The 12964-nt window shown below is 37.7% G+C and carries 12 protein-coding genes; 6 read left to right on the top strand and 6 right to left on the bottom strand.

The annotated features are described in order from the left end of the window. Positions 1–223: 223 nt before the first annotated feature. The 3 genes from ACYQ0E_RS01900 to hemE all read left to right on the top strand — a co-directional run bounded on the left by ACYQ0E_RS01900 (position 224) and on the right by hemE (position 2651). Positions 224–472, top strand: coding sequence for a type B 50S ribosomal protein L31 (locus ACYQ0E_RS01900; protein WP_321325841.1), 249 nt, complete (start codon positions 224–226; stop codon positions 470–472). 155 nt (positions 473–627) lie between these two features. Next, a complete protein-coding gene (locus ACYQ0E_RS01895; protein WP_460186566.1) occupies positions 628–1452 on the top strand; it encodes a thermonuclease family protein in 825 nt (274 codons plus the stop codon). Between the two features lie 134 nt (positions 1453–1586). Next, positions 1587–2651 (top strand): uroporphyrinogen decarboxylase, encoded by a 1065-nt coding sequence (gene hemE, locus ACYQ0E_RS01890; protein WP_460186565.1) that lies wholly within the window; start codon positions 1587–1589, stop codon positions 2649–2651. A gap of 108 nt (positions 2652–2759) precedes the next feature. Here hemE and ACYQ0E_RS01885 read toward each other — a convergent pair whose 3' ends face one another. The 3 genes from ACYQ0E_RS01885 to mutY form a co-directional block, all read right to left on the bottom strand. Further along, a complete protein-coding gene (locus ACYQ0E_RS01885; protein WP_460186564.1) occupies positions 2760–3974 on the bottom strand; it encodes an EAL and HDOD domain-containing protein in 1215 nt (404 codons plus the stop codon). A gap of 76 nt (positions 3975–4050) precedes the next feature. Further along, positions 4051–4320 carry an oxidative damage protection protein gene (locus ACYQ0E_RS01880; RefSeq protein WP_460186563.1) on the bottom strand — a complete coding sequence of 90 codons (270 nt, stop codon included), beginning with the start codon at positions 4318–4320 and terminating at the stop codon, positions 4051–4053. Between the two features lie 42 nt (positions 4321–4362). Further along, positions 4363–5532: an A/G-specific adenine glycosylase gene (gene mutY, locus ACYQ0E_RS01875; RefSeq protein ID WP_460186562.1), complete on the bottom strand. Its 1170-nt coding sequence runs from the start codon at positions 5530–5532 to the stop codon at positions 4363–4365. Between the two features lie 158 nt (positions 5533–5690). On the opposite strand from mutY, the gene trmB reads away from it, so the two are divergent. Then, positions 5691–6413 (top strand): tRNA (guanosine(46)-N7)-methyltransferase TrmB, encoded by a 723-nt coding sequence (gene trmB, locus ACYQ0E_RS01870; RefSeq protein ID WP_460186561.1) that lies wholly within the window; start codon positions 5691–5693, stop codon positions 6411–6413. A gap of 20 nt (positions 6414–6433) precedes the next feature. On the opposite strand, the gene ACYQ0E_RS01865 is transcribed toward trmB, so the two are convergent. Together ACYQ0E_RS01865 and hemW are read right to left on the bottom strand one after the other, a co-directional pair. After that, positions 6434–8719, bottom strand: a complete 2286-nt coding sequence (locus tag ACYQ0E_RS01865; protein WP_460186560.1) for an AsmA family protein — start codon at positions 8717–8719, stop codon at positions 6434–6436. 90 nt (positions 8720–8809) lie between these two features. Further along, positions 8810–9967: a radical SAM family heme chaperone HemW gene (gene hemW / locus ACYQ0E_RS01860; protein WP_460186559.1), complete on the bottom strand. Its 1158-nt coding sequence runs from the start codon at positions 9965–9967 to the stop codon at positions 8810–8812. 248 nt (positions 9968–10215) lie between these two features. On the opposite strand from hemW, the gene ACYQ0E_RS01855 reads away from it, so the two are divergent. Next, positions 10216–10611 carry a hypothetical protein gene (locus tag ACYQ0E_RS01855; RefSeq protein WP_460186558.1) on the top strand — a complete coding sequence of 132 codons (396 nt, stop codon included), beginning with the start codon at positions 10216–10218 and terminating at the stop codon, positions 10609–10611. 127 nt (positions 10612–10738) lie between these two features. Continuing rightward, positions 10739–12136, top strand: coding sequence for an MBL fold metallo-hydrolase RNA specificity domain-containing protein (locus tag ACYQ0E_RS01850; protein ID WP_460186557.1), 1398 nt, complete (start codon positions 10739–10741; stop codon positions 12134–12136). Between the two features lie 185 nt (positions 12137–12321). On the opposite strand, the gene rdgB is transcribed toward ACYQ0E_RS01850, so the two are convergent. Then, entirely contained in the window at positions 12322–12933 is a 612-nt protein-coding gene (rdgB, locus tag ACYQ0E_RS01845) for an RdgB/HAM1 family non-canonical purine NTP pyrophosphatase (RefSeq protein WP_460186556.1), read from the bottom strand. Positions 12934–12964 lie beyond the last annotated feature (31 nt).

The following is a 12964-nucleotide window of genomic DNA, read 5'->3' as shown; positions in this document are numbered from 1 at the left end:
CTTGTCAATAGCTAGCTATTAACTGCGTTTCAGGCCTCAATCAGTAAAATTTTTTCACATTTTTCATTCGTCCATGACTCGTGCAAAGCTCTCAACATGCAAATCAATGCATTAAACCTTGATAAAAGTTAAAAGCAAGTTTATATAATTAAGCTTGCAATTCTTATTTTTATCAATATAATGCTCTTTTTTTATAGAATTAACTTATTATTGGACCGTCATCATGAAAGCAGGCATTCATCCAGAGTACAAAGAAGTAGTTTTCCAGGATATCTCAACTGGCGAAACATTCATTACTCGCTCAACAATTGAAAAGACTTCTGGCGACACAATTACTCTAGACGGTAAAGACTACCCGCTAGTTCGTGTTGAAGTTTCTAGCGCATCTCACCCTTTCTACACTGGTAAACAAACTCTTGTAGATACTGAAGGTCGTGTTGAGAAATTCAAGCAGAAATACGCTCGTCGTTAATCAAATCTTTTTGGTTACACGTAAAAGCACTACAGGTTTATCCTCTAGTGCTTTTTTTATATCTAAATTTTACCTCTAAACACTTTAATCGTTTCTTTCCTATTTGGCGCATCAATTGCTTGGTATTTATTCTTAAACTCATTACAATCAATGCCATGAAACTAAATATATTACGCCTACTCTTTTCGCTTATTTTAGCCAGCTCTACGTATTCATTTTCTGCCTTTGCTGCAGACGAACAAAGCTGTAAAGTTGATACCAACAAATTAGTATGGACTAAAGCCGAATATGCTCTGTCTGGGGATACCTTGGTTATTAACAAACAAGTGGTTAGGCTTATTGGTATTCATGCACCTAAAATAGCCAAAGAACAAAAGTTTAATAGCTCTGGCGAGCCTTTGGCTAAAGAAGCCAAAACTTTTTTAAACAAGTTATTGGCCAATAATGACTTAGAAATTGGTGTTGAGTTTGACACTACGCGTTTAGACAATCGTAATAGGCAACTGGTTCATCTATTTTTAAAAGACGGCACCAGTGTTCAGCAAAAGATTTTAGCAAGCGGTTTTGCAGTTAACCGCACTATGTATAACAACCTAAAACATGCAAAATGCTATTATCAAGCTGAACAAAAAGCTCGCAAAAACGGTTACCAAATCTGGGATTATTTAGCCAAACACCCAGAAAGTCATTTTCCATTGGTAGACAGTTCAAAACTCAATACGCTAGATACTGGGTTTAGAATTATTAAAGGCAAAATACTTAAAGTTGATAAATCATCAAGCAACTATATTCTTAATATGGATACTACGGGTATTCGTATTCCCAAAGAATATTGGGATCGTTTTGACTATCAAAAACTCAAAGCTCTTGAAGGACAAACGATTGAAGTCCGAGGCTACGCCTATCTCTATAAAAGAGTCATGTACATGATTATTAAAGAGCCCTATGCATTCTCTAACTTTAACCCTCTGGGAAAATAGTGCTGTATTACGAGACTTTATCCCTTATTTCAACACTTTCTAACCACTCCTATTCACCTAATCCCTTGCTTTAAGGCTACTTTCCGCTAAAATAACATCCTTATTTTTAACGTGTTAATAGAAAGGGCCTAGCTATGGCAGAGTTACAAAACGATCGTTTTTTACGTGCACTTCTTAAACAACCTGTTGACCGCACGCCCGTTTGGATGATGCGTCAAGCAGGTCGTTACTTACCTGAGTATCGTGCCACTCGTACCAAAGCTGGGTCTTTTATGGACTTATGCAAAAACAAAGAACTCGCTTCTGAGGTTACTTTACAGCCGCTTGAACGCTACCCTTTAGATGCAGCCATACTGTTTTCTGATATTTTAACCATTCCAGATGCTATGGGCTTAGGTTTACGTTTTGAAACAGGCGAAGGCCCAGTGTTTGATAAACCAATCAAAACTCAAGCTGACGTAGATAAACTGTTTGTACCAGACATGGGTTCTGACCTTAGTTATGTTATGGATGCGGTTAGCACCATTCGTAAAGATTTAAACGGTCGCGTACCTTTAATTGGTTTCTCTGGTAGCCCGTGGACTTTAGCCACTTATATGGTTGAAGGTGGCTCAAGTAAGCAGTTTGGTAAAGTTAAGGGCATGATGTTTGAACAGCCTAAAATGATGCACCAAATTTTAGACGTATTAGCAGACTCAGTAACGGCTTACTTAAACGCTCAAATTGAAGCAGGCGCACAAGCGGTTCAAATTTTTGATACTTGGGGTGGTCTATTAACACCTCGTGACTATAAAGCTTTCTCTTTAGACTATATGGCTAAAATTGTAGATGGTTTAATTAAAGAAAAAGATGGTAGAAAAGTGCCTTGTATTCTTTATACCAAAGGCGGAGGCCAGTGGTTACAGGCTATGGCGGATGCCGGTGCAGATTGTTTAGGTATTGACTGGACAATGGACATGTCTGATGCACGAGCTCAAGTAGGTGACCGCGTTTCTTTACAAGGAAATATGGATCCAACCGTTCTTTATGCTTCTCCTGAGCGTGTTCGTCAAGAAGTGAAAAGTGTATTAGATAGCTACGGTAAAGGTGAAGGTCATATCTTTAACTTAGGCCACGGTATTCACCCTGGAATTGATCCTGAAACGGTAGATGCCTTTATCAATGCCGTTGTAGATTACAGCCCTGAATACCACAAATAGTCAGCCTGCAATTTACCAATAAAAACGCCCTCAATTGAGGGCGTTTTGCTTTGTGACCTATAATTTCAATAATGACTGCTTAACGTCGTTTACCAGCTCACTTTTTAGTTACTTCTTTTTCCCCACATCAACGGTTTCAGCAAACTTCATGGCTTGTAAATACATCTTAGAAGCTTCGGTTGGTGTAAGCCCTTTTGGTACTAGAAAATCCGTTCTACCTCGCTCTAAACCTTTCACCATAGTCAACACTTGACCTAAATCACCTTGCTCTTGCAATAAGGCGGCTTCAATACGCGTTTCTAAGCCCAGTTTTTTAATTAACACGGCAAGATCAGTATCCATAACCGCATCTAAACATGAAAACAAACCAACCGTAAAATAACTATCAATTGAGGAGCTACCAATTTTAGCCCCTACAAATTCACAAAATTTAGCTCTCGTTAATGCCGTAGTAAACAATTCAAAAGGTTTATCATCTACACCAGACAATACCAACATACTGGCCCAGCTCTTTAGGCGATTTAAACCAAAACGCAAAACGGCATCATGTATTGAGGCTATTTGCACACCTGTATGATTTGTTTCCGCTACAAATTTAAGCAGTTTTTGGCTAAGTGATACATCTTGTTTAATAATATCCGTTAAGCTGTGCATATCAACATCTGGGTTGTATACATTAGATAATAATTCAAGAATCGTAAGCTTATTGTTTGCTAATCTTTTGCCTTCAATAATTTTAGGTCTCGCAAAAAAGTAACCCTGAAAATAATCAAACCCAAGCTTTGAACAAAACTCAAATTGTTCACGAGTTTCTACTTTTTCAGCTAATAATAAAATACCTTGAGCCTTTAATCTTGCTGCATGTTCTGCTAGTTTTTTAGGGCCTACTTGAGTAATTTCAACTTTGATAATATCCGCAAATACCTCAAGAGGTTCAAGCTCGGGATTAAAGATGTAGTCATCTAAAGCAATGGTAAACCCCATATCTTTGAGTTTACCTAAAGAATCCATAAGCTCTGGGGTCACTTTAATGTCTTCTAACACTTCAATCACAATTTTTCTTTTCGGAAAAAACGGATGATATTCTCTAAGCAATAAGCCTTCCGTAAAGTTAATAAACCCTTTATGACTCCCTAGAACTTCATCCAAGCCCATTTCACCAAAGACATTCATCATCACTTGAGCAGAGGCGGCATCACCCCCTAAAATAACAGCATGATTATTTTGTGAACCTGTGCGAAATAGAAGTTCATAAGCAATGACTTCTAAATCCCTATTAAAAATAGGTTGACGACCAACATAGATATCTACAAAGTGAGTCACTAACTTTTCCTTAAGGCTTATCTTTAAATAAAAATCATTATTAACTTATTTAAAATAACTTAACCCAAAAACCCGATTAAACAGACTTAAATTCTTCAGGCATTTCAATATCCTGATCATCAAATAAAAACTTTTGCATCTCTTCTAATAAAAAAGTACGCGCTTTTGGGTCTAAGCTCGACAAACGGTATTCGTTAATTAAAATCGTTTGCTGACCAAGCCATTGTTTCCAAGCTTCTTTAGACACATTGTCATACACTTTTTGACCTAATTCACCAGGGAAAGGCATAAAATCTAAACCGTCCAGCTCTTCACCCATTTTTACACAATTTACTTTTCTACTCATAATTTACTCCGTAACCCATAACAATTTATTTTATATTTTTAGCTAAATTGAACCATCACATAAACGCATATCTAACAGTGTAATCAATTTACTAACTGGGGCTGGCAAGCCCACTTCTTTATTTTTTAGTGCCTCTAACGTATACCAAGTTTTTATGGATTTACTACCATTTTTATTAGCTTGATTATCTAAATTATCGACTAAATCCAAGGGTAAGTCAGTGCCATACAACACACTATTTTCGGCAACTTTAACGGCCAGATTCTCGTCATTTTCTACCTTTAGATACATTGGATGAATATCTAAATGATAATGCGAAAATGTATGCCTGAATACATCCCATTCTATCAAAGTATGCTGGCTTATGGTTTGGCTTTGTGCAAATTGCTCACACAAGCTCATACTTGTAAACTCTGGCAAACTCCATAAACCTCCCCAAATACCTTTTTGAGGGCGTTGTTCCAGCAAAACTTCATCACGTTGATTTGTATAAATAAGTAACCAGGCCTGCTTAATTGGCTTATCTTTTTTAGGTTTTTTATACGGAAAATCGGCCACTCTATTTTGTTTAAAAGCTTGGCAATTTTCTTGCTGAGGACAGGCCTGGCAATTTGGTTTACTGCGTGTACACAGTGTTGCCCCCAAATCCATAATCGCTTGCGTGTAATCGGCAAAACGTATTTCTGGGGTTAAATCCTCTGCTAATAACCATAATTTATTTTCTATGGCTTTTTCACCAGGCCAACCTTCAACCGCGTAATAGCGACTTAACACTCGTTTAACATTGCCATCTAATATGGCCTGTTTTTGTTGCAAAGCAATGGCTAAAATAGCCCCTGCGGTTGAACGTCCAATACCTGGCAAAGACACAATATCATCAAATTTTGCCGGAAAAACGCCCCCATATTCATTCACAATTTGCTGTGCGGCTTTATGTAAGTTTCGGCCTCTAGCGTAGTAACCCAAGCCAGCCCAGTGTGATAGCACATGCTCTTGGCTAGCATTAGCTAAATCTTGAACAGTCGGAAAACTCTGCATAAATTTAAGGTAATAAGGAATCACCGTTTTAACCTGAGTTTGTTGCAACATAATTTCTGATACCCAAACTCGATAAGGGGTTACATTTTGTTGCCAAGGTAGTTCATGGCGACCGTATTGGTCAAACCAATCGAGCAGTCGAGTTGAAAATGAGGGAGTCTTTTGTTTTGACATGAATATTTTTAACCTAAGATAAACGTGTTAAATCACGCTTATAGAATTGTATTTTTTGATTTACGTTATACTATACGCATTCAAAATTAACTCAAGCCAATAACTTTAATCATGAACCGCATCATCTCAAAAGGTTCACTAAATACTCTAGAAAAATTATGACTGAAAATACCAAACCAGAAGCCGCTCAAGACAATAGCCAACCGACTATGACACATCGTATTAAAAGCTTTGTTTTACGCCAAGGACGCTTGTCTGCCGCACAACAAAAAGCCATAGATACACAGTGGCCAAAATTTGGTTTAACGGTCAGCGATCAACTTTTAGATTTTACTGAACTATTTGGACGAGATGCCCCTACTATTGTAGAAATTGGTTTTGGTATGGGTAAAAGTTTGGCTGAAATGGCTGAAGCTAACCCGCAACAAAACTATATTGGTATTGAAGTTCACCGCCCTGGTGTTGGTGCTTTATTAAAGCTTGTTGAAGAGAAAGGGCTAACCAATATTCGGGTGTATAACCACGATGCGATTGAAGTATTAGAAAAATGCATTCCCAAAGATTCTTTAGCGGGTGTTTATCTGTTTTTTCCTGATCCTTGGCATAAAAAACGTCACAATAAACGTCGTATTGTACAACCAGCTTTTGCACAAACTATGGCAATGCATCTTAAACCAGGTGGTCAGTTTCACATGGCGACTGACTGGGAAGATTACGCGATACACATGATGGATGTCATGAGCCAAGCGGAAAATTACCGCAATATTAGCGGTGAGGGGCAATACACCCCACGCCCAGATTATCGTCCGCTCACTAAGTTTGAAGTACGTGGGCATAATTTAGGACACGGTGTTTGGGATTTAATTTTTGAACGAATCTAAAAACTAGCGATACATAACCGTTACTGTAAAAGCGACTGTAAAGCTTTTAATGTTGGCGATTTTTCTATCGCCTGCGTACTTAAATCGGCAAGGTCAACTGACCAACTTGGTTCTCTTATATTACCCTTAAACACTAATGGCACGGTAACGCCTTTTAGCCCTGACAATGAATCGGACGGTTTTACAATCAGTAATCGCAATGTGCCTTGTACTTGTTGAGTTGCTAAGTTAAGCAAGCCGTTTCCAGACCCTTTAAAACGTTCAGCAACAGCGGCTAAATGTTTAGGGGTAAAAATACCGTTTACAAACTGCCCTTTTACCGTAATTTGATTAAAAGCCGTAAAGGTATTTTGAGTATCTTTTAAATTAAATTCGCCTTGCAGTATTTTATTTAAATCTAAGCCATACACCTTGGCTTCAAGTAAATCTGCATTAAGACTACCTTGTAAATTCTCTGCCCACTGTTCTGGAGTGTACCCATTGGTTTTTAAGGTAAAGTAGCTATCTAACAAACCGCTAACCGATTGCTTGGGTATAAATTGTGAAGGGTTTTCTACTGGCTGTTTCGATACATTCGCTAACTGTTTAATTGCTAAAGATTTGGTTCTACCTTTCCATAAATAGGCGGCATTAGAACGCGACAAATCCGCCAATAATTTTGACTCAATCAGCCCATTCGCTACCTGAATATCAAATGGCGCAAGCTGTAACTGACCGTTATGGCTTTCATAGTTTATAGTGACTTTTTTAGCTTGAGTATTTAAAGCGGTAAAGTTAGTTAAGGTTAATAAACCTTGTGCATTAAGAGTTTGTAACAAATCTAATGGAATCGGATATACCGTCTGTTTTAAATTAGCAGGCCTGGTCGGTAGAGTTTTTTTTTGCGTATTTTGAGCCTTATCGCTACTGGACAACGGTTCAGGAGCCTGAGAATTTTTTATATTGTTTTGACCTTGTGGCATTTGCTCAGTAAGAATTAAATAATTCTGTAAGTTTAAATCCTTAACCTTCAAATCAAATTTAACAGGCCTGGTAGAGTGTAATGGCACAGTTAACTTTCCTTGAATTTTAGCGTCATCCACTTGGGCTTTTACTTGGTCAAGTAAAAGTTCTTTGCCATCCCATTCCCAATTAAAAGTACCATTTGCCTTAGACAAGGCTTTTTTATTTTCCATTTTAGGAAAAGGAAAACCTAAATGCTCTACCCAAGATTTTAGATCTAATTCATTTGCTTTAAAGTCCCCTTTATATTTAGGCGTTGCGCCAAAGTTTCCATCAAAACTTGTTTGAACTTGAGAGTTTAAACCTTCTAAAACGGCATTTTTAACGTAGATTTGTTGTTGCGAAAAATCAATCATCAAATTTTCACCGTGCGTGGTTAAGCGAACATCTGGACGGTTTTGTGTTTTAGGTAATTGCATACGAAACACACCTTGCCAATTAGATAAATGCAATTGACTAAACTGTTTGGCTAATAACATATTTGCGTTGATTTCAAAATCAAACACCCTATCTGATTGACTATGTTTATAAACAAAATCGCTATTTACCTGAAAAGGTTTATTAGGCTCAATATCAAAAGAGAGTAAATTTACCTTATTCAAACTCACTGAATAATTTTGTTCTTTATCGGTGTAATCGATTTGGCCATTTTTAATTAATAGACTTTTTAAACTCCAATCATTATTTACTACACCTAGGTTTACACTTTTAGCATGCGTATCACTGGCCGTTTTTACCAGGCCTGGTAAATTGTCATTGCTATTTACAGATGAATAACGCAGATTTTGCGCGTTAAAAGTCCCACTATGAGAACTCAATTGGCTTAATGTTTGTGGCCGATTTTTAGGCAAAATAGTCGCTAAAAATTGAATATCGGACCAGTTATTTTTGTTAGCCAATTGTACAAAGTGTATTTTGGGTTCAATGAGTTCTAAACTAATGACTTTAATTTTTTTATGCAAAAATAACGCTTGTAAAGAGAGCTCTATTTGCGCTTCTTTCATGGTCATTAGGTTATTTTCATTGCTCGCGTCAGAGGTTTTACCATCAAAATCGGCTTTATTTTTTAATTTCATGTCTCCCAAGTGAAACATAAACGGCAAGATAGAGACTTTGACTTCACCATCAATTTTAAAATTACGATGCGTCAGGTCTGCCACCTCTTTTTCTATTTGAGGTTTATATTGATTAAAGTCAATTAAACTTACCGCGCCAGCAAAGCCTAAAAACAACAGTATTGGAATAATTGCTAATATTAAAATGGCTCTTTTAAACCATTTGGTTGTAGTTTTGGTTTTGCTCACAAATTCACTCTTATACAGTCTAGTTTTTATCACCAGTTACTGGTATCAAAAAAGTTAATCCTAGTTTAATTACTAGTTTTATTATACGTATTACTCGTTTAAAAAAGCACTGACGACATCATTGAGATATTGTTGTCCTTTTGCCGTTAATTTTAGCCAATTTAAGGTATTGATAGTAATCAAACCTTGCGTTTGTAATTGCTCTAAAGTTTGAGTAATTTTATTTTGTTTTAAGCCCGTTCTTAATGCAAACAAGGTTAAATCAAAGCCCTGTTGCAAACGTAAGGCATTCAGCATAAATTCAAAAATGGCATCTTCATCTTCTAACCAATGGGTGCGCCCTGCATTGGGTGATTTCATTGCTTCAATATAACCACCTGGCGATGCGGGCATTTGGGTTCTAAAGATTTTGCCCTCTGGCGCCATGGTAATTTTGCCGTGCGCGCCAGCACCCAAACCAATGTAATCACCAAACTGCCAGTAATTTACATTGTGTTTACACTGGCGATTTTTTTGAGCATACGCCGACACTTCATAATGTTCATAACCCGCTTCTGCAATGATTTGTTGGCACGTTTGTTGAAATTCCCAGGCCAGGTCATCATTAGGTAATACAGGCGGATTTTTATAAAACGGCGTATTAGGCTCTAGCGTTAATTGATAATGCGACAAATGCGGTGGCTGATAACTTAATGCTTGTTTAACATCGGCAACGGCCTGTTCTAAGGTTTGATTTGGCAAAGCAAACATTAAATCTAAGTTAAAGTTTTTAAAGCCCGCTTCTTTAGCGGCCATAATCGCTTTATCGGCTTCATTGGCCGAATGAATACGTCCTAACGCGTTGAGTTTTTCATCATCAAACGATTGAATCCCCATCGACAGCCGATTAATTCCTGCCTCATAAAACCCTGCAAACTTTTCAAAATCAACCGTGCCTGGATTGGCTTCTAACGTAATTTCTATCTCTGGCGAAAAACCTAATAACGCACGTGCTTGAGATAAAAATCGGTTTAATCCTTTTTCAGAAATCAAACTAGGCGTACCGCCACCAAAAAAAATCGACACAATTGGTCGCCCCCAAATTTTCGGCAACAATTGCTCTAGCTGTCGCAACATAGCATCAATATAGCCGGCTTCATCAATCTCTTTTTTTAAGGTGTGCGAGTTAAAATCGCAATATGGGCATTTTTGAACACACCAAGGGTAATGCACGTACAAACTAAGTGGAAGCGGTTGAGTAAAATTCACACAGTCATCTCTCTTAAGGGTCTTTTAATGAAATTACCAGGCCTGGTAAAAACCTGCCTGATGTTACCAGCCCCATATTCTACCGTTTTATCGTATTTTATTAGTGTAAAAACAGATTATGAATAGAGTAAGGAGAAAATTTCTTTATTACTTTAACTAGACCTTGCCTAACTATTATCAATAACGATTTGTATTGAATATTGAGCAAGTATTAAGAGATACTAATATCTAAACTAGAGGGAATACATATGCTTTATAAACGCACGATAACCTTAGCCATCTCTTGCCTTAGCTTGGCATTTTTAAGCACTCATAGTTCCGCAGCAGAACAAACCCGAGCCATTTTATTAACCCCCATTCAAGGCCAACCAACTCAAGCCAACCCTTCCCCAGTAAATCTCATGATTGTTAACGGCCAAGCTAAAGGCTGTAAAGCGCAGGGTACAGCACATCTTAATAATCAGCGTTTACGTTATGAATATAAATTGCAACCCCTTAACTGTATTAAACAAGGCCAGGTTATCCCAGTTGGCACGGTTGTACGCGGCCAACATAATATAAAAGGAACAATGGCAAATAGTGGTATGGGCCGAGATTATTTAATCACCAATAAAGGGGTAACGGTCACACTTACTTACGAATAGCACATGTTTACAGCCCGTTTTTATAGTAAACCGTAAATAACGTTATTGATATTGATTTAAAGTATGTGTTTCTTTTAATGACTATGATAATCTGAAAAACTACTCCATCAAAGAAGAGGAATTTATCATGGTTGCTATTCAATCGTTTGGTGCGGCAGAAACCGTAACAGGCTCATGTCACTTTTTACAACTTAAATCTGGGCCAAAAATGCTCATTGATTGTGGTATGTTTCAAGGTCATACCGATCACGATTCTACTGACCCTTTTGGCTTTAATCCTCAAGATGTTGATATTTTACTCATCACTCATGCGCATTTAGACCATGTTGGTCGTATTCCAAAACTGGTAAAAGAAGGTTTTAGCGGTCGTATTATTGCGACTAGAGCCACAATGGATTTAGCTGAAGTGGTGTTGTTAGACAGTGCAAAGATTGCGCAAGAAGACTATAAAACATCGCTAAGAAAAGCCAAACGCCGTGGTGATGAAAGAGAAGTGCCAGAACCAATCTACGCCATTGATGATGCCCATGCCGTTTTTGATATGAATATTCAATATGCTGAATATGACAGCCCTATTCAATTAGCGCACGGTGTTTCTGCAACCTTTAGAAATGCTGGACATATATTAGGTTCATCCACCATCCAAATTGATTTTAATGAAGATAACCAAAATAAAACTGTCGTGTTTTCTGGCGATTTAGGTGGCTGTATAGACACGGTTATGCAAGCCCCCGAAAACGTACCTAAAACCGATGCCTTATATATAGAATCAACCTATGGTGACCGTAATCACCGCGCTTTAAATGACAGTGTAGAAGAGTTTAAATCCGCCATTTTACAAACCCTAAAAAACGGTGGTAACGTCCTTATTCCTTCATTTGCGATTGAGCGTACTCAAGAAATTTTAATCTTAATAAAACAAATGTATTACGACAAAGAATTGCCAGAATGTAAGGTCTTTGTTGATTCACCTATGGCCATAAAAGCCACCGCAATTTACAATCAAAATCATCATATTCTAAACAAGGCCGCACAAGAGTTATTTAATAAAGACGGCTCTGTATTTGATTTTCCGTATTTGGAATACACCATAAGTGGTGCAGATTCTATGCAAATTAATGAGGTGGAATCTGGCGCTATTATTATTGCCGGTAGTGGTATGTGTAATGGTGGGCGAATTCTACATCACTTTAAACACCGCCTATGGAACGAAAAAAACACCCTAATTTTTGTAGGTTACCAGGTGGAAGGCACACTTGGCCGACATCTTGTTGATGGTGCAGAATTTATTCGCGTATATGGTGAAAAAATCAAAGTGCGAGCCAATCGCTTAATGATTAACGGTTTCTCTGCCCATGCAGATCAAAAAGACATGCTTAAATGGATGGGTGGATTTGAAACCCTAGATAAAGTCTTTTTGGTACATGGTGAACGAGATAAACAAGAAATCTTTAAAAAAGCCATAGAAGACCAATTACATAAAACCGTACATATTGTGGAATACGCTGAAGAAATTTGGGTTTAGTCTGTCCAATCTTTTGAACCACGAAGACACGAAGTCACGAAGAAATAAAAAGTTTAATCATTACTCATATTGTAAATATGTAGCTTGCAAATAATTAACTGTTTAAGGCTTAAAGTCACCTCCTCAAATTAAAAAAACTTCGTGCCTTCGTGACTTCGTGGTTCAAAAAACCTGTTTTAATATTCTCAAGCACCACGTCTTAATTGCATAACCAAGCCATTTAAGGCTTGGGCTCTATGACTTACTTGGTTTTTTTGTGTTTTAGGCATTTCAGCCGCTGTTTTTCCAAACTCTTCTACCCAAAAAATAGGGTCATAGCCAAAACCACCGTCACCGCGTTTCTCGGTCAAAATCTCACCATACCAGCGCCCTAAACCAATAATAGGGGTTGGGTCATTAGCGTGCTCAACATATACCATGGCGCAGTAATAACTGGCTTGTCTTTGGGTGGCATCTATTCCTTCAAGTTCATTTAATAATTTTTGTAAGTTGGTTTCATCACTGGTTTTATCGCCATAAATATCTTGTGAATAGCGTGCTGAATAAATTCCGGGCTTACCCTGTAAGGCAGAAACCTCAATACCTGAATCATCCGCAATGGCGGGTAAACCTGTTTTTTGTGCAGCGTATCGTGCTTTTAAAATGGCGTTTTCTATAAAGGTTAACCCTGTTTCTTCTGCTTCAGTATCAAAAAAATCAGACTGCACTTTTACTTGCCAACCATGAGGTTGCAAAATATCAGACATTTCTTGTAACTTACCTTTATTACCCGTAGCCAATACAACCGTTTTTGCCATGCTATTTCCTTTTACGCTTAGTCTTGCTAAA

It is taken from the genome of Thiomicrorhabdus hydrogeniphila (genome assembly GCF_054656895.1).
Note: the sequence above shows the minus strand (reverse complement) of the source record. Positions and strands in the feature narration are given on the sequence as shown.

What these genes read in the sequence shown, in the direction of transcription:
- ACYQ0E_RS01880 (WP_460186563.1), bottom strand. Translation starts at nt 4,320, where the DNA reads ATGAGTAGAAAAGTAAATTGTGTAAAAATGGGTGAAGAGCTGGACGGT.
- rdgB (WP_460186556.1), bottom strand. Translation starts at nt 12,933, where the DNA reads ATGGCAAAAACGGTTGTATTGGCTACGGGTAATAAAGGTAAGTTACAA.
- ACYQ0E_RS01900 (WP_321325841.1), top strand. Translation starts at nt 224, where the DNA reads ATGAAAGCAGGCATTCATCCAGAGTACAAAGAAGTAGTTTTCCAGGAT.
- ACYQ0E_RS01855 (WP_460186558.1), top strand. Translation starts at nt 10,216, where the DNA reads ATGCTTTATAAACGCACGATAACCTTAGCCATCTCTTGCCTTAGCTTG.
- ACYQ0E_RS01895 (WP_460186566.1), top strand. Translation starts at nt 628, where the DNA reads ATGAAACTAAATATATTACGCCTACTCTTTTCGCTTATTTTAGCCAGC.
- trmB (WP_460186561.1), top strand. Translation starts at nt 5,691, where the DNA reads ATGACTGAAAATACCAAACCAGAAGCCGCTCAAGACAATAGCCAACCG.
- mutY (WP_460186562.1), bottom strand. Translation starts at nt 5,532, where the DNA reads ATGTCAAAACAAAAGACTCCCTCATTTTCAACTCGACTGCTCGATTGG.
- ACYQ0E_RS01850 (WP_460186557.1), top strand. Translation starts at nt 10,739, where the DNA reads ATGGTTGCTATTCAATCGTTTGGTGCGGCAGAAACCGTAACAGGCTCA.
- hemE (WP_460186565.1), top strand. Translation starts at nt 1,587, where the DNA reads ATGGCAGAGTTACAAAACGATCGTTTTTTACGTGCACTTCTTAAACAA.